The sequence below is a fragment of the Mesobacillus maritimus genome, from assembly GCF_044803185.1.
Classification (GTDB): Bacteria; Bacillota; Bacilli; order Bacillales; family Cytobacillaceae; genus Mesobacillus_B; species Mesobacillus_B maritimus_B.
Map to the genome: position 1 here is coordinate 805,213 of NZ_CP085225.1, position 23,294 is coordinate 828,506.

Annotated in this window: 24 protein-coding genes and 1 tRNA gene; 18 read left to right on the top strand and 7 right to left on the bottom strand. The window is 37.5% G+C overall.

Going from position 1 to position 23,294, the window contains the following annotated elements:
* Nucleotides 1–28: 28 nt before the first annotated feature.
* The 3 genes from LG336_RS03945 to LG336_RS03955 form a co-directional block, all read right to left on the bottom strand.
* Complete coding sequence (locus tag LG336_RS03945) at nucleotides 29–451, bottom strand: GNAT family N-acetyltransferase (RefSeq protein WP_404331257.1); 423 nt, start codon at nucleotides 449–451, stop codon at nucleotides 29–31.
* Between the two features lie 7 nt (nucleotides 452–458).
* Nucleotides 459–968 (bottom strand): YjcG family protein, encoded by a 510-nt coding sequence (locus tag LG336_RS03950; protein WP_404331258.1) that lies wholly within the window; start codon nucleotides 966–968, stop codon nucleotides 459–461.
* Between the two features lie 85 nt (nucleotides 969–1,053).
* Nucleotides 1,054–1,803, bottom strand: coding sequence for an alpha/beta hydrolase (locus LG336_RS03955; RefSeq protein WP_404331259.1), 750 nt, complete (start codon nucleotides 1,801–1,803; stop codon nucleotides 1,054–1,056).
* A 216-nt stretch (nucleotides 1,804–2,019) separates the two neighbouring features.
* On the opposite strand from LG336_RS03955, the gene LG336_RS03960 reads away from it, so the two are divergent.
* From LG336_RS03960 to LG336_RS03970, 3 genes are all read left to right on the top strand, one after another.
* Complete coding sequence (locus LG336_RS03960; RefSeq protein WP_404331260.1) at nucleotides 2,020–3,024, top strand: TAXI family TRAP transporter solute-binding subunit; 1,005 nt, start codon at nucleotides 2,020–2,022, stop codon at nucleotides 3,022–3,024.
* 174 nt (nucleotides 3,025–3,198) lie between these two features.
* Complete coding sequence (locus LG336_RS03965) at nucleotides 3,199–3,723, top strand: DUF1850 domain-containing protein (RefSeq protein ID WP_404331261.1); 525 nt, start codon at nucleotides 3,199–3,201, stop codon at nucleotides 3,721–3,723.
* On the top strand, nucleotides 3,713–5,671 hold the full coding sequence (locus tag LG336_RS03970; RefSeq protein WP_404331262.1) for a TRAP transporter permease: 1,959 nt from the start codon (nucleotides 3,713–3,715) through the stop codon (nucleotides 5,669–5,671). The genes LG336_RS03965 and LG336_RS03970 overlap by 11 nt, the downstream gene beginning before the upstream one ends.
* Before the next feature lie 34 nt (nucleotides 5,672–5,705).
* Here the strand turns inward: LG336_RS03970 and LG336_RS03975 are convergent, their stop codons facing one another.
* Nucleotides 5,706–5,927 (bottom strand): WYL domain-containing protein, encoded by a 222-nt coding sequence (locus tag LG336_RS03975; RefSeq protein ID WP_404331263.1) that lies wholly within the window; start codon nucleotides 5,925–5,927, stop codon nucleotides 5,706–5,708.
* 207 nt (nucleotides 5,928–6,134) lie between these two features.
* On the opposite strand from LG336_RS03975, the gene LG336_RS03980 reads away from it, so the two are divergent.
* From LG336_RS03980 to LG336_RS04015, 8 genes are all read left to right on the top strand, one after another.
* A tRNA-Val gene (locus tag LG336_RS03980) sits at nucleotides 6,135–6,207 on the top strand.
* A 157-nt stretch (nucleotides 6,208–6,364) separates the two neighbouring features.
* Nucleotides 6,365–6,658 carry a hypothetical protein gene (locus tag LG336_RS03985; protein WP_404331264.1) on the top strand — a complete coding sequence of 98 codons (294 nt, stop codon included), beginning with the start codon at nucleotides 6,365–6,367 and terminating at the stop codon, nucleotides 6,656–6,658.
* A gap of 193 nt (nucleotides 6,659–6,851) precedes the next feature.
* Entirely contained in the window at nucleotides 6,852–7,232 is a 381-nt protein-coding gene (locus LG336_RS03990) for a hypothetical protein (RefSeq protein ID WP_404331265.1), read from the top strand.
* Nucleotides 7,232–7,492 carry a metal-sensitive transcriptional regulator gene (locus LG336_RS03995; RefSeq protein ID WP_404331266.1) on the top strand — a complete coding sequence of 87 codons (261 nt, stop codon included), beginning with the start codon at nucleotides 7,232–7,234 and terminating at the stop codon, nucleotides 7,490–7,492. Before LG336_RS03990 ends, LG336_RS03995 begins: the two co-directional genes overlap by 1 nt.
* Before the next feature lie 92 nt (nucleotides 7,493–7,584).
* Entirely contained in the window at nucleotides 7,585–7,812 is a 228-nt protein-coding gene (locus LG336_RS04000; protein WP_404333090.1) for a sulfurtransferase TusA family protein, read from the top strand.
* Nucleotides 7,813–7,881: 69 nt separating this feature from the next.
* Nucleotides 7,882–8,361, top strand: a complete 480-nt coding sequence (locus LG336_RS04005) for a DsrE/DsrF/DrsH-like family protein (protein ID WP_404331267.1) — start codon at nucleotides 7,882–7,884, stop codon at nucleotides 8,359–8,361.
* A 71-nt stretch (nucleotides 8,362–8,432) separates the two neighbouring features.
* Nucleotides 8,433–9,002: a sulfurtransferase TusA family protein gene (locus tag LG336_RS04010; RefSeq protein ID WP_404331268.1), complete on the top strand. Its 570-nt coding sequence runs from the start codon at nucleotides 8,433–8,435 to the stop codon at nucleotides 9,000–9,002.
* Nucleotides 9,003–9,432: 430 nt separating this feature from the next.
* Nucleotides 9,433–10,533, top strand: coding sequence for an AI-2E family transporter (locus tag LG336_RS04015; RefSeq protein ID WP_404331270.1), 1,101 nt, complete (start codon nucleotides 9,433–9,435; stop codon nucleotides 10,531–10,533).
* A 50-nt stretch (nucleotides 10,534–10,583) separates the two neighbouring features.
* Here the strand turns inward: LG336_RS04015 and cls are convergent, their stop codons facing one another.
* Complete coding sequence (cls, locus tag LG336_RS04020) at nucleotides 10,584–12,032, bottom strand: cardiolipin synthase (protein ID WP_404331271.1); 1,449 nt, start codon at nucleotides 12,030–12,032, stop codon at nucleotides 10,584–10,586.
* Nucleotides 12,033–12,655: 623 nt separating this feature from the next.
* Entirely contained in the window at nucleotides 12,656–13,078 is a 423-nt protein-coding gene (locus LG336_RS04025) for a Fur family transcriptional regulator (RefSeq protein ID WP_404331272.1), read from the bottom strand.
* A 289-nt stretch (nucleotides 13,079–13,367) separates the two neighbouring features.
* On the opposite strand from LG336_RS04025, the gene LG336_RS04030 reads away from it, so the two are divergent.
* Both LG336_RS04030 and aroD read left to right on the top strand, forming a co-directional pair.
* A complete protein-coding gene (locus LG336_RS04030) occupies nucleotides 13,368–13,916 on the top strand; it encodes a shikimate kinase (protein WP_404331273.1) in 549 nt (182 codons plus the stop codon).
* Nucleotides 13,917–13,973: 57 nt separating this feature from the next.
* Entirely contained in the window at nucleotides 13,974–14,738 is a 765-nt protein-coding gene (gene aroD / locus LG336_RS04035; protein WP_404331274.1) for a type I 3-dehydroquinate dehydratase, read from the top strand.
* A 278-nt stretch (nucleotides 14,739–15,016) separates the two neighbouring features.
* Here the strand turns inward: aroD and yfkAB are convergent, their stop codons facing one another.
* Nucleotides 15,017–16,132 (bottom strand): radical SAM/CxCxxxxC motif protein YfkAB, encoded by a 1,116-nt coding sequence (gene yfkAB / locus LG336_RS04040; RefSeq protein ID WP_404333091.1) that lies wholly within the window; start codon nucleotides 16,130–16,132, stop codon nucleotides 15,017–15,019.
* A gap of 248 nt (nucleotides 16,133–16,380) precedes the next feature.
* Here yfkAB and LG336_RS04045 point away from each other — a divergent pair, with 248 nt between their 5' ends.
* The 5 genes from LG336_RS04045 (at nucleotide 16,381) to LG336_RS04065 (ending at nucleotide 23,293) form a co-directional block, all read left to right on the top strand.
* The gene (locus tag LG336_RS04045; RefSeq protein WP_404331275.1) at nucleotides 16,381–17,403 is read left to right on the top strand and encodes an STAS domain-containing protein; all 1,023 of its coding nucleotides are present in this window, start codon (nucleotides 16,381–16,383) and stop codon (nucleotides 17,401–17,403) included.
* Between the two features lie 35 nt (nucleotides 17,404–17,438).
* Nucleotides 17,439–18,269, top strand: coding sequence for an STAS domain-containing protein (locus LG336_RS04050; RefSeq protein WP_404331276.1), 831 nt, complete (start codon nucleotides 17,439–17,441; stop codon nucleotides 18,267–18,269).
* A gap of 130 nt (nucleotides 18,270–18,399) precedes the next feature.
* Nucleotides 18,400–19,722, top strand: coding sequence for an MFS transporter (locus LG336_RS04055; protein WP_404331277.1), 1,323 nt, complete (start codon nucleotides 18,400–18,402; stop codon nucleotides 19,720–19,722).
* Between the two features lie 143 nt (nucleotides 19,723–19,865).
* Entirely contained in the window at nucleotides 19,866–21,326 is a 1,461-nt protein-coding gene (locus LG336_RS04060) for an alanine/glycine:cation symporter family protein (RefSeq protein ID WP_404331278.1), read from the top strand.
* A 185-nt stretch (nucleotides 21,327–21,511) separates the two neighbouring features.
* Nucleotides 21,512–23,293 carry a TIGR04190 family B12-binding domain/radical SAM domain protein gene (locus LG336_RS04065; RefSeq protein WP_404331279.1) on the top strand — a complete coding sequence of 594 codons (1,782 nt, stop codon included), beginning with the start codon at nucleotides 21,512–21,514 and terminating at the stop codon, nucleotides 23,291–23,293.
* The last annotated feature ends 1 nt before the right edge of the window (nucleotide 23,294 follow it).

The window sequence follows — 23,294 nt, forward strand, 5'->3', positions numbered from 1 at the left end:
AAAAAGGACCCTATTGCAGGGTCCTTGGTTAAATTTTCTTTTTCATTGTTTTATGGGGGATGCCAGCATCGAGGAATTCATCTGAAATGACTTCATATCCAAGGCTATTGTAGAAAGGGATGGCGTGGGTTTGGGCATTTAACTTCAAGGCTCCAAGCCCCTCTGATTTTGCATGTTGCTCAATCTTTTTCATGATTGCTTTACCAGCCCCTGTCCCACGCTGTGAAGCTAGGACGCAAATTCGCTCTACCTTTCCGAGGCCATCCACGACGCGAAAACGCCCGGCACCAGCTGGTTCTCCATTTTGATATAGAATAAAATGAGCAGCGGATTCTTCATATTGATCTATTTCTTCTTCCTCCGGGACTTTCTGCTCGTCAACAAATACTTTTTTTCTTACCTCAAATGCATCAGCTAATTCTTTTTCATTGTTAACAACTTTTACTTCCATTTTTTCCTTATTCCTTTCCAAAGCGAAATGTTTCGTAAACAGTCCAAGACCCATTCTCTAATTGATAAAGTAAATGTATGCGATCCGCGGTCTCTTCAAAGCTAACTTTATTCATACGCAAAGATTCATACACATCAGAGTGTTCATCATCTGATAGGTTTTGGGCTATAGTAATGTGAGGGACAAAACTATACTCCTGCTCACTAGTAAAGTTAAGTTTTAAATCGTTATGCAGTTTTTCTAGTTCTTCTGAAGGTTCTACTTTTAAGTAAATGACGTTGTTCACAGGAGCAAAGGAACTAAATTTTGAAATGCGTAAAGAAACGGGCTGGAAATCCTTTGCAATATTATCTATCTTTTTCGCGATATCCTGAATGCCTAATCCTGTTGCCTCAAACGAAGATCGGATTGTTAAATGAGGTGGAATTAAAGCATAATTTGAGTCATACCGTTTTCTATAGGAATTTGCAAAGTCTTGTATTTCTTTTGATGGAAATATTACGACACCAAATCTCATACACATAACCTCCATTTTCTAGGATAAATACCTACTATCAATTGAGCAAGTGATAGAGGTTTTTTTTGCCATTATAACAAATTTTTTAAAGTATAGAAAAATCCATTTGTTTTGAAAACATTTTCTTTAACGCGCTTTTTATATCTGGCTGCCAGTGTGTCCAAAAATGACCGCCTTCAAACTCATGATAGTGGTAGAGGCCGTCTTGATTTTGCAACAGTTTTGAGAGCTCTCGATTCGGTGTTAAGAAGTCCTTCGTTTTATTGTCAGTTGTCTTTACCTCAGTTTCTTTGTTTCCAACTGTATGATAAATGTTTAGAAGTTCTGCTTTCTTAAATTTTTTAGTTTGTTGCAGAACGTTTTCATCAACAAAAGGAGACTGAAGTATTACACGGCCGAATGTATTTGGATATTCTAGAGCAGCCATGAATGAAACAGTAGCGGCAAGGGAATCTCCGATTAGGGCTCTTCCCATCCCCATCTGTAAGGTAGGATATTCTTTGTCTAGAAAAGGAACAAGCTCGTGGGCGAGAAAACGAATATAGGCTTCCTGTTGAGCACCTTCAGGGTGATATTTCCGTCTTCGGTCCTCAACTGATGCATAGGGAATCCCAACGATAATAAGATTTTCAATCTCATTATTTGCATGAAGCTCATCTACGACACGGCCTATTCTGCCCAATTGGAAGTAGTCCTTCCCATCTTGAGCAATTAAGAGTGTATATTTATATAATGGAGAAAAGGATGCAGGTGTATAAACTAGCAAGGTCATTTCTTCTGCCAAAGCATAGCTGAATAAACTCAACTCTTCTATTGAGCCTTTTTGGTAATCCATTAGAGAAACCTCCTTCCTTTGTTAAAACGTTTCACGTAAAAAATCTTAGCATATACCTTATACAAAATAGAAATAGGATGCTCACTTTATTCTTATATATATATTTTCGTTAGGGAAGTGTACAAGGGCGAAAGTCAATAGTTTAAATTGACAAAGTTGTTAATATGTATGATAGAATATAAGGGAGTATCTTTATGACTAAAAGGGGGCTATGTAATGAAAAAAAGAAAGTTTCTATTATTTGCCGTTTTAATGTTGGCGCTCTCAATGTTTCTTGCTGCATGTGGTGGCGGAAATGATGAAGGTGGAACAGACACTGACACAGATGAAAAAGCAACAGACGATACACCTAAGTTTATGAGTATCTTAACAGGCGGAACAGGTGGTACATACTATCCACTAGGCGGAGCATTCGCTAAAATCGTTACGGATGGAACAAGCATTGATACGACGGCTGAAACAACTGGTGCCTCTGCAGAGAATATGCAGTCTCTAAAAGATAACAAGGCTGAAATTGCTTTCACGCAAACGGATATTGCTTCTTATGCATCCGAAGGGAAGTTAATGTTTGAAGGAAATGCGGTTGACAATATTCAAGCTATCGGTACACTTTACCCGGAAACAATCCAAATTGTTACAACAGAAAAAACAGGTATTAAATCTGTAGAAGATTTAAAAGGGAAAAAGGTTTCAATTGGTGCACCTGGTTCAGGTACCGCTGCGAATGCAGAGCAAATTCTTGAAGTACATGGGATTACATTAGATGATATCCAAAAACAGGATCTTAGCTTTGATGAATCTGTAAGTGGAATTCAGGATGGAAACATTGACGCAGCATTCGTTACTGCTGGTACTCCAACAGCTGCCGTTGAACAGCTTTCAGCAACTGAAACTGTTGTGATCGTTCCTGTTGAAGCAGATAAGGCTGATGCATTAATTGAAAAGTATCCTTACTATACAAAGGATGAAGTTCCTTCTGGAACATACAAACTTGGCGCAGCTGTTCCAACTGTTGCTGTCCAAGCAATGCTTGTAGTAAAATCTGATCTATCAGAACAAGTTGTTTATGATGTAACAAAGTCTATTTTCGAGAACCTTGACCAAGTTACCCATGCAAAAGCCAAGCAAATTAGCGCAGAAAAAGCTCTGAATGGTGTAGGAATTGACGTTCACCCTGGAGCACAAAAGTACTTTGATGAAAAAGGAATTACCGCAGAGTAAGCAAGACCATTGACCGGACATAGAGCCTTAAAGAAGGCTACTATGCCCGGTCAATTCACCTTAAAAGCAATTTTTTATATTTTTACAGTAATAATAGACTTAATTTAACTATGGTCCTTTTTCCTTTATTGAATTATTGCCCTCTTTACGAGGAATTGGATAGGCGGTAGCTATATGAAAAATAGCAAAAAACTCAACTTCGTTCTGTTCCTCCTCACCGTTATAATCATCACCATTTCTGTGGTTATTCCTTATAAACAAGCTCTTGTATTCCTACAAATCGAAAATAATATGGCGATTACCTATATTCCACTGGCAACAGGTGATACCTTTAAGATAAAATATAAACATTCGATTCATTTAACGGATGTCATTGAAAGTTATCAAGCAACACCCCAGGGTAACATTAGGCAGTATGAATTGGAGTATGAAAATTACGCGATTGGTATGCCCTCAGCTGCTTCCGAGGGTGAGGTTTTTGAAGCAAAAAATGGGAAGTACTATATTAAGAATATGAAAAGAGAATTTCCTTCTTTTGTGTTGCGTGTTGGTCAAGTAAGAGCCAACCATACCCTCTTATTTAAAAGCAAAGCATATCCACTAGCGGAATTCATCGAACCAGGAACAAGAGTAATGGTACAAATAAAAAAACTAAACGTTATACAACAATTGAGAGGAGTGAAAATCCTTGACGACTAATGAGGGGACATTGTCGCAGGAAAAACAACAGGAGTTATTAGAAAAATTTGACCCTGAGGCTGCGACAAGGAAATTGAAAGGAATTATGGGTTGGATTGTATTTATAGGCCTGTTGGCGTTTTCGCTATTCCAGCTTTATACTGCTATTTTTGGCGTTTATACGGCCCAGATACAGCGATCGATTCACTTGGGCTTTGCGTTAGCCCTAATCTTTTTGCTTTTTCCAATGAGAAAAAGGAGCCTTCGTAAGGCAAAGGTAGCTTGGTATGATATGGTGTTGGCAGTCCTAGGTGTGGCTGTAGGGGCCTATTGGCCATTAAAGATTGATGAGTTAGTCAACAGGGTAGGTCGTCTGACTGAGGTCGATTACTTTATAGGCTTGGCTGCGATCCTACTGGTCCTTGAGGCAACAAGAAGGACAGTAGGATTGCCGATTACAATCATTGCTACAGTGTTTATGGTTTATGCATTGTATGGACCGTATATGCCGGGATTTTTAGCCCATCGGGGCCTAGACCTGGATACACTTATACACACAATGTTCTTTACAACCGAAGGGATTCTAGGGACACCTCTTGGGGTATCTTCCACATTTATTTTTCTCTTCTTGCTATTTGGTGCTTTTCTCGTTAAAACCGGTGTCGGACAGTATTTTAATGATCTTGCTGTTTCATTGGCTGGAAAAAGAGTTGGTGGACCTGCTAAGGTAGCGATTTTCTCAAGTGCTCTTCAGGGTACCATTAGTGGTAGTTCGGTTGCCAACGTTGTAACATCGGGTTCATTTACCATCCCGATGATGAAGAAATTGGGATATCGAAAAGAGTTTGCTGGTGCGGTTGAAGCTGCTGCCTCCACTGGTGGACAGTTAATGCCTCCGATTATGGGAGCAGCTGCTTTCTTAATGGTTGAGTTTATTGGTGGTGGAATCACCTACTGGGAAATTGCTAAAGCAGCAACCATCCCTGCATTGCTCTATTTTACGGGTATTTGGATCATGGTTCACTTTGAAGCTAAACGAGTTGGCCTTCGTGGCATGACTGACGAAGAGCTACCTGATCGCAAGGAAGTACTTAAAAAGATTTATCTCTTGCTTCCAATTCTTGCTGTTATTTTGTTAATGGTTAGTGGTATGAGTATTATGCGTGCAGCATTATGGTCAATTTTAATTACCATTTTAGTAAGCTTAATTCGTAAGGATACAAGAATTGGCTTTAAGGATGCGATTGATGCTCTGGTTGACGGTGCAAGAACCGCTTTAAGTGTGGCAGCGGCAACTGCGGCTGCAGGGATCATTGTAGGAGTTGTTACTAAAACAGGCTTGGGTCTTAAATTGGCAAATGGATTATTAGACCTTGCTGGAGGGGTGTTAATTCCGACGTTAATGCTAACGATGGTTGCAGCGATTGTCTTGGGAATGGGTTCACCGACAACGGCAAACTATGTTATTACTTCTACAATTGCAGCTCCGGCGATTATTTTACTAGGAGTACCTGATCTTTCAGCTCATTTATTTGTATTTTATTTTGGAATTATTGCTGATATTACCCCTCCAGTAGCCCTTGCAGCCTTTGCTGCTGCAGGTGTATCTGGTGGCGAGCCGTTGCGGACGGGAGTAAACTCAGCGAAGCTCGCCATTGCGGCGTTTATTATTCCGTATATGTTTGTGCTATCACCAGAGCTATTGATGATTGATACTACTTGGTATTATCTGATTTGGGTTGTCTTTACTGCAATTGCTGGAATGATGGCGATTGGCGCAGGTATCATTGGGTACTGGTTAAGACCACTAACCTGGTATGAAAGAATCATTGGTTTAGCTGGTGGATTAATGCTGATTTATCCAGAGGGAATGACCGATATTCTCGGCCTAGGAGTATTTATCCTACTAATTGCCTTACAGTTGATTTTCAAACGAAATAAAAATGGCCAAACACAGCCAGTAAACTAAAAGAAAGAAGTCCTTTTATTAAAGGGCTTCTTTTTTAACCTAATCGTTTATTTGTTTGACGAAGAGGGGAAACGGCTAAGATATCATCTAGCTTAAAAAGCCGAACCTGTTTCCGAAGGAAGCAGAAACCTTTCAGGTGCTTTTCATTGATTTCGTAGGGCCTAACTATTCGCTGGGTAATTTTCTGATTGGCATCAAGATAGATGATTTGAACAAGTTGTTGCTGCTCTATGGCCCTAACTAAGATATTCTGCATAGGGAAGCTCCTTTCTGAGTACTATTCGCATTATATTTGAACATTTGTTCTATTATGCATACGTGAAATAAAAGGGTTTCTATAAAATGGCAACGAAACAGAAAGTACGAAAAAGATACAAGGTTTCGGTTGGTATAAAAAGTGTTGACTTTAAGAGGAAAACAGTATATATTAATAAATGTCTTAAGTAATTAAATTATATATATTGATTCCGTAGCTCAGCTGGGAGAGCGCTACCTTGACAGGGTAGAGGTCGCTGGTTCGAACCCAGTCGGAATCATCAAGAAAACATCACATAATGTGGTGTTTTTCTTTATTTCTGAACAAACATTGCCAGCATGATTAAGATCTATATTGCACATATTTAAAGTATGGAAGGCGAAATGAAAAATGCTTTTCCAAATTACTATTGAGGAAGTGTTTGGATGAACAACCCGATGACCTCGATTTTAAATAGAAAGAAAACGCAAAATTTTTTTAGGATGTTTGGTAAAAAGAAAAACAATAGAGGTATGATAGGTGCATCAATTGTTGGGCTAGGCTTAGCCGGAGCAGCGTTGTTTGGGATGGTTAATAAAAGGAATAATGACACTAATCAGCCAATAAAAAATATTGATGCCTTGATGGAAAACTTGAATTTAGGAAAAAACGGGAAAATGCCCAATTTGGCCACCTTAAATGAATTTTCTAAGGAACTTTTACCAGGTAAAGCAGAAGAACAAAAGAAATAGAGTAAAAATGCCCACATAAAAGTGGGCATTTTTCACTTTAACTATAAAAGTCACTTTAATTTCACCAAAATACTTAGAAGTATATATGATTCTTTGGTAAAATATTGACTAATCTAAGTGAAACTTGACATGATACCTATTGGGGTATATTATATTCTCTGTAAGTCATTATTCAATAAAATGAGGTATGAAGATGTTTTATATGTTATTGTTAATTAGCCTCATTATAGGCTTAGTATATGTCAGATATGTTCCGGTTACAGGAGTACAGTCCACTAGAATGACTGATTTTAATATCCATTCAATTCAAGTTGTAGATATAAGAGAATATAATCAATCCTATAGACACCCAATTCCAAATTCAATCAACATCCCAATTGCCTATTTGAAGAGGAATTATCAAGAAATAGCTAGTAGGAAAATCCATGTTATTGCTTCAGACCATCTCGAAAAAAATATGGGTATCCGTATATTACGAAAAAAAGGATTTAATGTCAGTAGCTATACAATAATAAAAGGCAACGGTAAGCAGCAACAAACAAATATCAGCATAATAGAAAGGAACGGTTTCTGATGGAATATAATGATCAAATCAAGAACAGAGTTAAACGAATGGAAGGCCAGCTTAGAGGAATCTTGAAAATGATGGAAGAAGATAAAAACTGTAAAGATGTCATTACACAATTATCGGCAGTACGATCAGCAGTAGATAGAACAGTAGGAGTAATAGTTAGTTCTAACCTAGTTGAATGTGTGCTTGAGGCTGAGAAAAACGGCGAAAAAACCGATGAATTTATAAAAGAGGCGGTCAACCTTCTCGTGAAAAGTAGATAATTTTCACGGGTTGACTTTCTTTTTTTTATTTAGTAATATACCCATAGGGGTAAAGGTAAAAGATTGGAAAATGAATGGGAGGAATTCACATGATAAATTCACATAAAGTATTAGACGCAAAAGGGTTAGCATGTCCGATGCCGATAGTCAAAACCAAAAAGGCAATGAATGATTTAGAGTCTGGACAAGTATTAGAAATTCATGCAACAGATAAAGGAGCTAAAAATGACCTTGCTGCATGGGCTAAATCAGGTGGACATGAGTTAATGAGGCATGAAGAAGATGCAGGTATATTGAAATTCTGGATTAAAAAAGCTTAATATATTTTTTTGTGATGACAGATACCTATGCGGGTAATTTTAAAAATAATAACTCCTAGGAGGATAACGATGACTGAAAAAAAACGAACGACGATTATATTATTTAGCGGTGATTACGATAAGGCAATGGCAGCATACATCATCGCCAATGGCGCAGCTGCATACGATCATGAGGTAACCATTTTCCATACGTTCTGGGGGTTGAATGCCCTTCGTAAAGATGAGCCACTAGAACTTAAAAAAGGTTTTCTCGAAAAAATGTTTTCAAAGATGATGCCAAGAGGCGCAGACAAAATGGCCTTATCTAAAATGAATTTTGCGGGAATGGGTCCTAAGATGATTAAACATGTAATTAAAAAGCATAATGCGATGCCGCTTCCACAATTAATTGAAATGGCACAAGAACAAGAAATTAAGTTGGTGGCTTGTACAATGACAATGGATTTACTAGGACTGCAACAAGAGGAATTATTGGATAATATTGAATACGCTGGTGTAGCAGCTTATTTAGCAGATGCTCAAGAAGGAAATGTGAATCTATTTATCTAGTAATCTCGCGATAAAATTGTGAAACCTATCTATAAAAAAGTCAAACATACGAGCAAAGGTGGAGAATGAATATGAATGATATTAAAGTGAATGTCGTCTTAGACGCAAAGGGGTTAGCTTGTCCAATGCCTATCGTTAAAACGAGAAAGGCAATGAATAATATAGAAGCTGGTCAAGTGTTAGAGGTACAAGCTACAGATAAGGGATCGGTTGCTGATCTTAAAGCTTGGGCAGGGAGTACAGGTCACCAATATTTAGGTGTGCTCGAGGAAGGCGAAGTGTTAAGACACTACTTGAGAAAGTCTTCAGGTGAGGACACAATCGAGAAGAAGCACCCCAATGTGATTTCAAACGAGGAACTTGAAGGTAAATTGAAAGGCAACAATAATGTTGTTGTTCTCGATGTTAGAGAAGCAGCAGAATATGCGTTTAATCATATTCCTAATGCAATCTCTATTCCTATGGGGGAATTAGAAGACCGAATGACCGAGCTAACTAAAGACCAAGAAATTTATATTGTTTGCCGTACTGGGAGCCGCAGTGATTTAGCAGCTCAGAAATTAACAGAAAATGGATATTCAAATGTCATTAATGTTGTACCGGGGATGAGTCAGTGGTCAGGTGAAACATCTAGACTGTAAAATTTATAAAATCTTACTACTCATTAAAGGGTATTCTTGATTTAAATAAAAGTTGATTGGAGCAGGAATCAACATCCTAGCTAAAGATACACAGGAAAAAAAGAATGTTATCAAAAGGTGAGGGGACCTAATAGGGTTCTCTTTTTTTTTGTAGTTTCAAACCATGAAATCAATTTCAATGAATGTTTTAATTGATATTTGGTAAATTAAAGCTAGGTGGATAGCGAAAGAACAAAAAATACATTGAGTTTAACGTAGTCAAATAGGGGGAAATCCTACTTACAATCAGCAAGTAGATAAAGAGAAAAGGTGGAAACGAATTAATCATTAATTCTCATATTACCTTTTACCTTTTAGAGTGCTTTTAGAAGCAAAGCTGTGTGAAAATTGATATAATGGATTTATCTGTATTAGTAGAAAAGGTGAGAATGTGGCGAAAAAAAACTTTCAGTACTGGGCATTGCAAATTTTAATTATCCTAACAATCATTTATGTTTCTTCGAAGATTTCATTTTTGTTTGAACCGGTAGGTGTTTTTGTTTCAACCTTATTTTTCCCTATCATTATTTCGGGCTTTCTATTTTTTCTGTTTAATCCTTTGGTGAATCTTCTTGTTGCTTGGAAAGTTCCTAGAGTAATCGCGATTATTTTGCTTTATTTGGGGATTGTAGGTTTGATTGTTCTTGCAATAGGAAATCTCGTACCAATTATTTCGAGACAGGTTTTGGAACTAGTGAATGATATTCCAGTGTATGCAAGACAAGCACAAAGATTCTTTAATAATTTTGCTACAACTGACCAATATCAATGGTTAATGACGCAGCAATACGTTACACAAGAGGAGATTATTCAACGTATTACTGAATACGCTAATACCCTTCCTGATCGGTTAACAAATGGTATCTCCAATATTGTTGGCTGGATTGCAAATATTACGATTACAATTGTAACCGTCCCATTTTTGCTGTTTTTTATGTTTAAGGATGGACATAGGTTAAAAGCAGCCATTGCTAAATTCATCCCAGCTGCTTATCGTAAACAAGGTGTAGAGACGCTTGAAAGTACAGCAAAAACCTTATCAGCATACATACAGGGGCAGGTTACGGTTGCATTATTCGTAGGGACACTTTCCTTTATCGGATTTTTAATCGTTGATCTACCATATGCATTAGTCATGGCTTTAATCGTCTCGGTGACCAATATTATCCCATATGTTGGACCAATTATTGGTGGGGCACCTGCTGTGATTGTAGGACTTTTTGATTCACCGGCTAAAGCTGCGCTCGTTCTTGTTGTAATTGTTATTGCTCAGCAATTAGAAGGAAATCTTCTTTCACCGTTAATTCTCGGGAAGTCTTTGGATACACATCCGGCAACCATTATTATTATTTTATTGGTGGCAGGGAATCTTGCCGGGATACTTGGGATGGTGCTTGCAGTGCCGACTTATGCTGTTGCAAAGACTATTATTTTAAACACGGTTCGTTTTTTAAGGCTAAGGAAAGAAGCGAATATTAAAGTAGAAACGTAAACAGGAAAAGAGGCTAAGCACATGCTTAGCCTCTTTTGTTTTTATAACTTTTAAAGAATTGGCGATAAAAGCCTGGAGACCGATTCTTTAAACTGAATCCATCTTGAGCGATTTTGGTATTGCTCCCAGGTGAGCAGGGTAGATTTGGAAACATCATGCTCAAAGGTATTGGATAAGTCCTTGGCAATTTTTTTATCATAGATAAAGGCATTAATTTCGAAATTTAAATTAAGGCTTCTAATGTCAATATTTGCGGTGCCGACAGATGCTATCTCTTCATCAACGACAACGGTTTTTGCATGAAGAAAACCGTTATCATAAATATAGACTTTCGCACCAGCCTTTAAAAGTTCCCCAACATTTGACAACGTAGCCCAGTAAACAAATATATGATCAGGCTTGTTTGGAATCATAATTTTCACATCTACCCCAGAAAGACATGCAATCCGAATCGTATCTAAGAGGCTAGCATCCGGGATAAAATAGGGTGTTTGGATAAGAATTGATTTTTTCGCAAGGGAAATCATTTTAATATAGCCATTTTTAATTTGTGACCACTCAGAGTCGGGACCACTTGTAACAATTTGAATTCCGACATGTCCATTGTTATCTGGTTTAGGAAAAAGGCCAGGGTGATAATCAATATCATGGCTATAAGATGCTTGGTTCCAGTCAAGAATAAAACGTGTTTGAATTGCATGGACAGAGGTTCCTTGGATTCTGAGATGTGTGTCTCGCCAATAGCCAAAGTGAGGATTAAGACCGAGGTATTCATCCCCAATATTGAATCCACCAATGTAGCTGGTTTGGCCATCGATGATTACAATCTTACGGTGGTTTCGATAATTAAGTCTGAAATTAACTAATCTGAATTTTGATGGAAAGAAAATTTCTACCTCTCCACCAGCTTTACGAAGATCCTCAAAGAACCGTCTTGATAATCCTCTCGAACCAAGTTCATCATATAAAACTCGTACCTTGACTCCTTCCTTAGCTTTTTCAATCAGTGTATCTCGAATTCGCTTTCCTAAATTATCCTTTTTTATTATGTAGTATTGGATGTGGATGTGATGTTTCGCTGTTTGAATATCCTTTAGGAGCCGTTCAAATTTTACTCGACCATCTGTAAAAATTTCGACGGAGTTATCCCGCGTGAGTGGAGCATCATTCCCTAATAAGTGTAGAAAAATTAATTCTTGAGCATTATATTCGGATTCCTTACGGTAATGAAAAGTACCAGAGCGTATTTCCTCTAGCTGGTGTGCAATATCCTGCTCAATCCCAATCTTTTGCTTATCTTCCCAACTAAAAAGTCTGGCACGGCTTAAATTTTGCCCCAGAAATAAGTAAAGGAAGAACCCTAGAACGGGTATAAAAGATAAAACGAGCAGCCATGCCCAAGCTGAACTAGCATCTCGACGTTCGCCAAAGACAACGACAAAAGCAAATACAATGTTAAGGATGAGGACCAAACTAAGGAGAATGGTAGTTATATTCATAAATTCCCTTCCTGACAAGTCTTTGATTTCATTATAACTAGATTTTCAATTTACATAAAGCAACTTATTTAAGCAACTATCTTGGATATAAATCTTCTATACTCCAGGTGCATTAGATTTTGGCAAATGCATGGGTAATAGTTAGTTTATATTAACAAGTTATCATAGGGACATACCAGATGACTAGTAAGGGAATATATGAATATAAATTCAAAAGAGAATAATTCAATCAATGAACTGATAAAGATAGTGAACTGGTAGTAATAAATGGAGAAAAAGAAGCGGTGTGGGATAAAAATTAATATCAGGTGGTGGATTGACTTCTGTAGGTGAAATGGTTAAGGAAATTGAGACTGCTCTCCAGTTAATAAGCGATACAAATAAAAAGGTTCATGCTAGTCAGTATGACTTCATGAACCTTTTTCGTATTTACATTCATTTTAATTGGGCTTCCTAGGAGACAATTGCTTTAATGGATTTTAATCTTAAACCACAATTGCAAAGAATACTGTGCTTTAATTGCTTGATTTCTCCCTGACATTTAGGGCATATTTTCTTTTCAGGTATCATATAATCACCCTTTCAACAATTATCCTTACAGTTATCTTATATCTATCTATTTCTTATCCTGCTTCATCCTGGCATGAAGAACAAATACCATAGACTTCAAACTGATGATGTAGAATTTCAAAGTTTGTTAGATTTGACGCTACATGTTCTATTTCTTTAAGATTCGGATAATTAAAGTCAACAATTTTTCCACATCTTTGACATATGACGTGGTAATGCTTTGAATGATTTAATTCATACTTACTTAATCCATTTCCGTACGGTAATTCGTTTAAAATTCCAAGTTTAACAAAGAGCTTAAGATTATTATAAATCGTAGTTAGACTAGTATATGGAATTGATCGATGAATATCTTCAGCTGTTGGATGACCTTCAAAAGAACTAATCGCCTCTAAAATTAATAATCTTTGAGGCGTAATTCTCAGGCCTCTGTCTTTGAGATAGGGGGTCAATTCCAAGGTTTTAGCTTCGTCCAAGATAACCATCCCTTTAAGTTAATTTAAGGAGAGCAAATACAGCCACAAGCTATCTGGAAACACAATGAATGAGAATAGAAAGCTTGAATGAGAATAGAAGGAAATGGTTGATCGCTACATAATGCTCCCTTATAAATGTGGTTTGGGTAACTATAATTATATGATATCATATTTAAGATGAAAATCAATACTAAATTAAAATAATTATAAATAACAATTAACAAGACAAGTTTACCTTGGGAAAATTTTCATCTATAATGTAGCTGTTGAGTTAAGGAGGTTAAGGGAGTTGGAAAATCGACAAGTTCCGCTTAAAGAAAAAAGCATCGTGTTTATCGGGTTTATGGGAGTAGGAAAAACTACGATTGGAAAGTTGGTAGCAAAAAAACTCTACCGTGATTTTGTTGATATAGATGTGGAAATTGAAAAGGAATTTAATATGCCTGTATCCCAAATTTTTGATGAGATTGGGGAGCAGGCATTTAGACAAAGGGAAAAAGAGATTATTATCGAACAATGTAGGCAAAAGCTTCGAATTATATCTGTTGGTGGAGGAGCATTTTTGCAAGAAGAAATTCGTAAAGAATGTCTTTCATCCTGCATTGTCATTTTTCTTGATTTATCATGGGAATCCTGGAAAGAACGAATTAGTATGATTATCGACAGTCGCCCCGTTTTGAAAGGTAAAACAATTGAAGAAATTGAGGAATTGTTTTATAAAAGGCAGGATGTATATTCAGCCCATCACTCGAAAATTCAAACGGATCATCAAGAGGTAGAAGAAGTTGCTGATTATATTGTTAATTCCCTAAAACTTGCTTGGGAGCTGAATGAGTAATTTCCAGTCAGATTTTAAAGCAAGTAATCTATTCTTTTAGGTTTGGTGGTAATCTCAATGAAAAGAACAATAAAGGTAAAGAATGTAACAATTGGTGAGGGTATTCCAAAAATCTGTGTCCCGATGGTGGGAGAAACGGTCGAACAGCTGGCTGAAGAGGCTAAAGCCCTTAAGACTATGGATTTAGATGTAATAGAATGGCGGGTAGATTTTTTTGAGGATGTTGAAGATGTTCCAAAGGTTATCGGAGCACTTAGCGAAATCCGCTCCATTATATCGGGGATCCCTTTGGTGTTCACTTTTCGGACAGCAAAAGAGGGAGGAGAAAAACAGTTAAGCCAAGCAGCCTATAAAACACTATATATAGAAGTGATAGAAACTGGAATGGTAGATTTGATTGATTTGGAGCTGTTTACATCAGAAAGTGACTTGAAGATGCTTATTAAAGAAGCTCATTCTCGGAATGTTTTTGTTATCATATCAAACCACGACTTTCTAAAAACACCTTCAAAAGAAGAAATAGTATCTCGTTTACGAAAGGCACAGGAATTGGGAGCGGATATACCTAAGATTGCTGTTATGCCAACTCATCCTAGGGATGTACTTACTTTACTCGATGCAACGTTGGAAATGGATGAAAACTACGCAGATTGTCCAATTGTAACGATGTCTATGGGAGGAAAAGGGATGGTTAGTCGGATTACTGGCGAGGTGTTTGGTTCAGCATTAACATTTGGAGCAGCAAAGAAAACATCTGCCCCCGGTCAGTTACCAGTTTCTAAGTTAAGAGAGTTTTTAGCACTTATGCATAAAAGTATATAAAAGAGAAGAAGGTACCTTTGTCTAAAATGGACAAGGTACCTTCTTCTTTTAAGGCTCTTTTCTCAAACTTTGTTGCTCTTGGATACAAATTCGGTTGAATTAAGCTTTGTTTCACTTCAAAGTACCCTTTTAATAATGAGAAAAGAGTGCGCAAACTTCTTATCACGTATCAAATAGCTTATCTTGCGTTAAAATCGGCTTTAGGTAGTAAAAATCGGTTTTAAGATTTTTACAATTTTAACGAAAATCTTTACGAAAACAGCCTCTTTTTAGAGCAATTAGTTCATCTCAATGTTGGCCTTTTTTTTCTGAAAATCTATTTCTGGATAATACTTATCTTTTACAAGGATATTTGGACCGAGACACCTTATTTTTGGACAATGACAGCTGAGTGATTTTGCAAGGGCTGTATTTGCCCATACTTGGTAGACATCCTCTAGGCTATCGGTGTGGATATTGCCAAGGGGAGGGGTGTCTCCAAAATCTGTCACAATGACATCACCGCTGAAAATATTAACATTCAGCCTTGACCTGCCGTCAGGATCATTTCGTATTGTAACATTTTTCGCGGAAAATAGACGTGTTAGTAACGCTAAATCTTCAGGGTTATTGCTACAACCATAGAAGGGAAGGGTACCGAAAAGCATCCAGATATTTTGGTTCCTGAAATTAAGTAATTGATGAATCGCTAAACGCAGCTCTTCAAGTGATAATGGCTCGAGTGATGATGCGAAATCCGAAGGGTACATTGGATGTATTTCATGGCGCTGGCACCCCATCTCTTCGGTTATTTGCCGATGGATTTTTTCAAGATATGGCATTGTCCGTTTATTTAGCATCGTTTCCGCGGAAACAAGTGTATTGCTGGCAGATATAGTTCTACTGTTTTCAATAATTCTTCTAAATAAAGCCTCTCGCTGTTTGAATGAGGGCTTCCGTTCCATTCTTGCAAAACCACCCTCAATAAACTCGGTTTCGGTTCCCCAATTATGAGAAATATGTAGTACATCTAGGTAAGGTAGAATCTTTTCATAACGACTGATATCGAGTGTCAAGTTAGAGTTAATTTGTGTGTACACACCTCTTTGATGTGCGTATTTCAACAGAGGAAGAACATAGTTTTCTACTGATTTTCCAGACAACATAGGCTCTCCGCCTGTTATGCTAAGAGAACGTAAATGAGGAATATCCTCCAGACTTTTAATCAGAAGATGAATGGGTAGACCATCTGGGTCCTTGTGGCTTAATGTATACCCCACTGCACAATGTTCACAACGCATATTACATAAGGTTGTGGTAGTTAGTTCAATATTCGACAAAACGGGCTTTTGAAATTGAGTAATATCCAAATAGGCCTCCCAGGGATCATGAGCAGGACTTACTGGTTTCTTCATTGATAATGACAAGTGAACACTCCCTTAATCTTTCTACAAGCGGTATCCCCACAAATCTTTTCATCATGATTCTTATAAAATGAAAAGTGTAGTCTATAGGTTATTAAACCACTTTTTTTATGCATATGCATTAAATCTACAAAACTTGTATGATTAGACAGCTATAGGGAGACAAGGTACACTTGTTATTAGTAGATCCTTTATTCAAAATAATTATAAATAGACAACACAACCAAGGGGGTTTTATAATGACTGAATCTTCCAATTCTAAAATAAAAATAGGTGGTCTCCAGTTTCAGTGGAAATTGGAACAAGGGCAGTTCCTATTTGAAAAGGAAGATGCCATCCTATTTTGGATTTCTTCAGCTATGAAAACATTTTTCGATACAATGGAAGAGATATCAGGGGAAGAGGCAGCGAATATAGTTCTTGAAGCAACCGGCTATCGACAAGGATTAGTGGTTGGAGAGTACTTCAAAAAATTAAAAGTAAATGTGTCGGAGGCTGTGGAGCTTATTCCAAACACTTATGCTTCTGCCGGGTGGGGAAGAGCAATCATAAGCGAAATAGATGAAGAAGCTAAAACCCTTAAAATACATATAAAGGATAGTTGGGTTTATAAAATTAATAAAGCGCAAGAGAAAAGTAAAGCGGGTACCTTTTTGGCTGCACATTATGCGGGAATCTTTACAGGGCTCTTTGGAGAGAACATCTGGTTTAAACTAGTGCAAAGTCAGCTTGAAGGAAATGAGCATGACGAGATTGAATATTTTCCATCTGATATAACCGTTACCAAGAATATTCACAGACTGATTAGAACAAAGGAGTCAGAGGAAATTAGCCGGCTGGAAGAAATGGTTAGAAATCAGACAGATGAGCTACAGCGTCTAGTGAGGGAACTTTCATCTCCAATCATTCCTGTACTTGATGGGATTGTAGTTGTACCATTAGTTGGCAGATATGATAAAAGTCGATCAGATGACATGATTGAAAAGACACTGAACAGTTTACCAACCCATCATACAAGATTTTTAGTGGTGGACATGACTGGATTGCATATAGATGAAGATGCCTATACGGCTTATATGATTGAGAAGCTTGGTGCGGCGGCAGCGCTAATCGGTACGGAGATGATTTTAGTTGGAATTTCAGCAGAACTTGGAGTTCTCATGACTAACTCCGGGTTTAACTTTTCTAACTATCAATGTTTCCAAACATTACAGCATGGAATTTATTATGCTCTGGCACAGGATGGCCATCAAATTATTTAGTTCAAACTTGATTGAATTGGGGAGGGAATAATAATTTGCATAAAAACACTGAGTTGTATCATTTTCTCAAGCAACAAATAAAGGAACTAGCAGATGAATGGTATGAAACACTTGATAAAAGTGACCCGACAGGAATATATGCTTCTTCTGATCCGGAGGTAATCAGCACTTATAAAAGTCAAAACATGGAATTTCATGAACACTTTATTCAAATGTTTAATATGGATCACCAAGAGTTTACAAAAGAATTTACTACTTGGATTCAAAAGATTGCAAGCGATCAACAGCATTTAGAAACGCCATTACAATATATTATCAGGGAATTTATGCGAACAAGACTATTATATTTGAAGTATATTAATCTATTCGCACACAAATTCCCTGAGAAGGTTAAGCTAGGGCAAAGGGAAGTATGGCAAACGATTATCATTGATGTGTTCGATAGTGTTATCCTGAAGTTTACTGAAGAAACCTATAAGTATTCTACGTATCAACTACAGGCTCAGCAAGAGATGATTTATGAGTTGAGTTCTCCAGTTATTTCAATTTCTAATAAAAAAGGATTACTGCCATTAGTTGGGGAAATCGATACAAAGAGAGCGAAAATGATTATTGATAATACGTTGAATCAATGTGTCGATAAAGGTTTCGAACATATATGCATAGACCTTTCAGGGGTTGCTTTAATTGATACAATGGTGGCTAAACAGCTTTTTCAATTAGTTCAATCACTGAAATTAATAGGAGTTAAGACAACACTTTCAGGTATTAGACCTGAAATAGCTTCAACATCTGTGAAATTAGGATTATCTCTGGATGACATAGAGATAAAATCTTCACTTGCTCAAGCACTTTCCTATAAATGAGAAGCTTCGATTCAAATTATAAAAGGGACCAAGGTGAATTTCTTAATTCAGCTGGTTCCTTTTTTGTATGGAATGAGAAAGTTATAGTCGGTAAAAACTAAGCTGGTAATTAGAGTGTGGAGGGGTCGTTGTGAATCAAACGAATTATTGGAATCCAAATGATGTGCCATTTTGGGAAAGTAGAGGGAAGCGTATCGCTAACCGAAATCTTTGGATATCCATTGCTAATTTACTTACGGCGTTTAGCGTATGGCAGATTTGGTCGATATTATCCCTACAGTTAATTGATGCAGGCTTTAATTATACTACTGACCAAGTCTATATGCTTACAGCTATTCCGGCTTTAACTGGTGCGCTGATTCGATTCTTTTATTCAATTGGAGTTACTTATCTTGGGGGAAAGACTTGGACGTTTGTATCATCTATTATTCTGTTAGTCCCGGTGCTTGGGGTGGGATGGGCTTTAACCAACACCAATACACCATATTCAATCATGGTGATCTTAGCTGCACTTTGTGGATTAGGAGGCGGGAATTTTGCTTCATCCATGGCGTCTATTGGTCCATTTTTTCCAAGGGAGAGACAAGGGGCAGCGCTTGGGATAAATGGAGGGCTTGGAAATCTCGGGGTTAGTTTAGCTCAATTTATCATTCCGATTGTCATAACCATCCCTATATTTGGGATGCTTGGCGGTGCCCCGCAAACTATTGAAACTGGAAACGGTCCTGTGCATATCTGGCTTCAAAATGGAGCATATATTTGGGCCATTCCTATTGTGGTATTCTCCCTTTTAGCCTTGTTCGGAATGGACAACCTCCCCCTTGAAAAGCCAAAGTTATCTAGTCAATTAAAGGTGTTCCAAAGAAAACATATGTATTTAATTACAATCTTATATATCATGTCTTTTGGGTCTTTTATCGGATACTCTGCTGCATTTCCTCTCCTATTAAAGGGCGAATTTCCGCAAATAAGTACAATCCAATTAGTTTTTATTGGCCCATTGTTGGGTGCTATGGGGAGACCAGTAGGCGGGTATTTGGCGGACAAATTTGGAGGAGCAAAAGTTTCGTTAATTGATGTATGTATCATGATTCTAGGCGTTTTGGGTGTTATTTTCTTTGTCCAAGAGGGGACAAAAAGCTTTTTAGGGTTCTTTCTATCCTTTTTATTGCTATTTGCAGCTGGGGGTATAGCGAATGGTTCAATATTTACCATGTTTCCAATTATTTTTGGTCCGGTGGAATCTCCTGCCGCGATTGGTTTAGCCTCAGCTATTGGTGCGTTTGGTGGATTCTTTATCCCTAGTATATTCGGTTGGTCGATTGAAGCAACAGGAAATGTCAGCTTGGCTTTATCCATTTTTGTTGCCTACTATCTTCTCTGTGCTGTTATCATCTGGTATTACTATACACGAAAGAATGCAGAAATCCAGATTGGTTCTAAAAGAGTATAAATCAAATTTATCTAATTCCTTTTGGAGTTAGATTTTTTTTGTTAGATTACCTTACATAGCTGAAAATAATGATTGTTTTCTGGAAAGTTTTTGCATATAATTCAAAATAGAAAGAAAATTTAAATTTAAGGGAGGGATTCGGTTTGGAAAATGCAGTTAACTGGCTTAATAGTATTTTGTGGAGTACACCAGTCATTTATATCTGTTTAGGCGTAGGGTTATTATTTTCTATTTTAACGAGATTTTTACAGGTAAGGCATATTAAAGACATGGTAAAGCTGATGTTTAAAGGGAAATCTTCAGCTGCAGGCGTTTCCTCATTCCAAGCATTATCTTTGGCTCTTTCAGGACGTGTAGGAACTGGTAATATTGCCGGTACGGCGACAGCGATTGCTATGGGGGGACCTGGAGCAGTTTTCTGGATGTGGACAATTGCTTTTATTGGGGCGGGTAGCGCCTTTGTTGAATCGACTTTAGGTCAGATTTATAAGGTAAAACAAGATGGAGTTTACCGTGGTGGTCCAGCCTATTATATTGAAAAAGGGATTGGAATTAAATGGTTTGCTGTGTTATTTGCATTAGCTGCTTTGCTGGCTATGAGTATCCTAATGCCAGGGATTCAATCTAATTCAATCGCCTTAGGGTTAGAAAATGCCTTTGGTATTAGTAAGACAGTAACAGGTATTGTTATAGTGGTATTATTAGGTTTAATTATTTTTGGTGGAGTAAAGAGAATTGCACTTGTTGCACAATATGCTGTTCCATTTATGGCCATTGGCTATATGCTTGTCGCACTAATTATTATCGGAATGAATATTACCGAGATTCCTTCTGTATTTGGTTTGATTTTTACTAGTGCGTTTGGAGCCGATTCTATGTTTGGAGGGATCGTCGGAAGTGCAATTGCTTGGGGTGTTAAAAGAGGTATCTACTCTAATGAGGCTGGACAAGGAACTGGACCACATGCAGCAGCGGCAGCAGAGGTCTCGCATCCAGCAAAACAAGGGTTAGTCCAAGCGTTTTCCGTCTATATTGACACATTGCTAGTTTGTTCGGCAACTGCATTTATGATTTTATTTACAGGCTCCTACAATGTTGTTGGTGCAGACGGAGAGACACCTATCGTAGAGAATCTTGCCGGGGTTGAAGCTGGTCCTGGATATACACAGGCAGCAGTTGAATCTGCTATACCAGGATTCGGAGCAGGGTTTGTTGCCATTTCCTTATTATTCTTTGCATTTACCACAATCATGGCTTATTACTATATGGCTGAAACCAATATTGCCTATTTAGCAAGAGGAAAAAATAGTAAAGTAGCCATGTTCCTGTTAAAGATAGTCATTTTAGTGGCAACCTTCTATGGAGCTGTTAGAACAGCTAACCTAGCTTGGGCCTTAGGGGATGTAGGGCTCGGCTTGATGGTTTGGTTGAACTTAATTGCCATTGTAATCTTGGCAAAGCCAGCATTAATTGCGTTGCGAGATTATGAAGAGCAGAAAAAGCAAGGTCTTGACCCTGTATTTAATTCCGTAAAGTTAGGTATTAAAAATGCTGAATATTGGGAAGAAGAATATAAAGAAGGAAAAGATAAAGAAGTTTCATAAGATGAAAGGAAGCTGGGAATTTTCCCAGCTTCCTTTGTTTACTATAGAAGTATTAAAAGCCATTTCTTTGAAATTTCACTTTTGGAAATAGTTTACCTGTTTGTTCACAGACCTCTATACCTAATAAGAAGTATAGTTATTATAGAAGGAACATACTTCTTTATTTTAAAAAAGGGGGTAAAGGGATGTACGATCTCGTACTTTTACATGCTCCAACCGTATATGATTTTCGAAATGAAATGATATTTACTGGTCCTATTAGTGATGTAGTCCCATCTTCACCAGTCTTTGAGATGTATCCTATTGGTTTAACAAGTATAGGAGACTATCTCGAGCGATATGGCCTAAAAGTGAAGATTATTAATATTGCTAACCGTATGTTATTAAATCCAAAATTTGATGTAGAAAAAAAGCTAGAGAAAATTAAAACGAAGGCATTTGGAATCGACCTTCATTGGCTGCCACATGCTCACGGTAGTGTAGAACTAGCAAACATAGTGAAAAAGTTACATCCAGATACACCGGTGATTTTTGGAGGATTATCGTCCACATACTTCCATAACGAACTCATAGAATACCCGAGTGTTGATTTTGTTATGAGAGGTGATACAACGGAAAAACCGCTCCTAATGCTATTAAACCGACTTGAACAGAAACGAGAGGATTTCTTCGATATTCCGAATCTAACTTGGAAAAAAGATGGTCAAAGTCACTTTAATCCAATTACGTATGTCCCTGACACATTAGATGACTTTGCTCTTCCTGGATATCGGTATGTAATCAAATCTGTTTTTAAATATCGTAATTTACTTGACCCACTACCCTATAAGGGGTGGCTAAAATATCCAAATACTGCAATCTTGACTTCAAAGGGCTGTACGTATAATTGCTTAATTTGTGGTGGCGGTAGAGACGCATATGAACTAAATTGCAATCGAAAAAAACTTGTTATGCGTTCACCACAGAAAATGATTGAGGATATCCAGCTTATTCAAAGATTTACTCGAGCTCCAATTTTCCTTTTGAACGATATTCGTCAGGGGGGGCCAGCATACGTTGAAGAATTTTTATCAGGTCTAGAAAAGATCGAGTTAAAAAATGAGATTGTTTTTGAATTATTTCAATCAGCTGAAGATAAATTTTTCCAGCTTTTGCAGAAGGCGATTCCAAAATACAGTATCGAGCTGACATTGGAAACTTCAGATGAGAAGCTCCGGCGATTTAATGGTAAGTTGCCGTGCTCGAATCAGAAGATTATTGATACTTTAAAGAGTGCACTCCGGCACGGTTGTGCCAAGATTGACTTATTCTTCATGGTTGGAATCCCAGGTCAGTCTTATGAAAGTGCCTTAAATAATATTAATTTTTGTGAAGAAGTTCACAAGGAGTGTGATGAAAGTACCAAAATCTCCTATTTTGTTGCACCACTCTCACCATTCCTTGATCCAGGAAGTCCTGCTTATGAGAATCCAGAGAAATTTGGCTACAAAAAGTTTTGCCATAAACTTGAAGATTTCCGGCAAGCCATGCTTCAGCCATCATGGAAATATATGCTTAGTTATGAAACTGACCAGATGACAAGAGATGAAATAGTGAATGCCACATACCATTCCGCACAGCGCTTGAATCAGTTCAAACTTAAATATGGCTTAGTTGATCAGAAAGTATATGAGGATGTCGATAATAAAATTATTAAATCCCTTGAATTTATTGATAGGTTAGATGAGATTATGTTACTTCCGCAGGAGGAACAGCCAAAGGCTTTATTAGAGATAAAATCGGAGGTGCTTGAAGTAAACCGACATAGCATCTGTGGGAAAAATGAATTGAAATGGGAGGTCAAGAAACTCTACGCCAATATTCCTTCTCTAACAAAAATCGGGTTAGATTTGTTAATAGAAGAGATGGCTATGGGAATTAAGTGCAAGCTTGGAGTGGTCGACAGACATAAAGCAACAATTGAATAAA

Bases quoted from the DNA above. Each gene is read 5' to 3' on its own strand.
- LG336_RS03945 (WP_404331257.1), bottom strand. From the start codon at position 451: ATGGAAGTAAAAGTTGTTAACAATGAAAAAGAATTAGCTGATGCATTT.
- LG336_RS03950 (WP_404331258.1), bottom strand. From the start codon at position 968: ATGAGATTTGGTGTCGTAATATTTCCATCAAAAGAAATACAAGACTTT.
- LG336_RS03955 (WP_404331259.1), bottom strand. From the start codon at position 1,803: ATGGATTACCAAAAAGGCTCAATAGAAGAGTTGAGTTTATTCAGCTAT.
- LG336_RS03960 (WP_404331260.1), top strand. From the start codon at position 2,020: ATGAAAAAAAGAAAGTTTCTATTATTTGCCGTTTTAATGTTGGCGCTC.
- LG336_RS03965 (WP_404331261.1), top strand. From the start codon at position 3,199: ATGAAAAATAGCAAAAAACTCAACTTCGTTCTGTTCCTCCTCACCGTT.
- LG336_RS03975 (WP_404331263.1), bottom strand. From the start codon at position 5,927: ATGCAGAATATCTTAGTTAGGGCCATAGAGCAGCAACAACTTGTTCAA.
- LG336_RS03985 (WP_404331264.1), top strand. From the start codon at position 6,365: ATGACCTCGATTTTAAATAGAAAGAAAACGCAAAATTTTTTTAGGATG.
- LG336_RS03990 (WP_404331265.1), top strand. From the start codon at position 6,852: ATGTTTTATATGTTATTGTTAATTAGCCTCATTATAGGCTTAGTATAT.
- LG336_RS03995 (WP_404331266.1), top strand. From the start codon at position 7,232: ATGGAATATAATGATCAAATCAAGAACAGAGTTAAACGAATGGAAGGC.
- LG336_RS04005 (WP_404331267.1), top strand. From the start codon at position 7,882: ATGACTGAAAAAAAACGAACGACGATTATATTATTTAGCGGTGATTAC.
- LG336_RS04010 (WP_404331268.1), top strand. From the start codon at position 8,433: ATGAATGATATTAAAGTGAATGTCGTCTTAGACGCAAAGGGGTTAGCT.
- cls (WP_404331271.1), bottom strand. From the start codon at position 12,032: ATGAATATAACTACCATTCTCCTTAGTTTGGTCCTCATCCTTAACATT.
- aroD (WP_404331274.1), top strand. From the start codon at position 13,974: ATGAAAAGAACAATAAAGGTAAAGAATGTAACAATTGGTGAGGGTATT.
- yfkAB (WP_404333091.1), bottom strand. From the start codon at position 16,132: ATGAAGAAACCAGTAAGTCCTGCTCATGATCCCTGGGAGGCCTATTTG.
- LG336_RS04045 (WP_404331275.1), top strand. From the start codon at position 16,381: ATGACTGAATCTTCCAATTCTAAAATAAAAATAGGTGGTCTCCAGTTT.
- LG336_RS04065 (WP_404331279.1), top strand. From the start codon at position 21,512: ATGTACGATCTCGTACTTTTACATGCTCCAACCGTATATGATTTTCGA.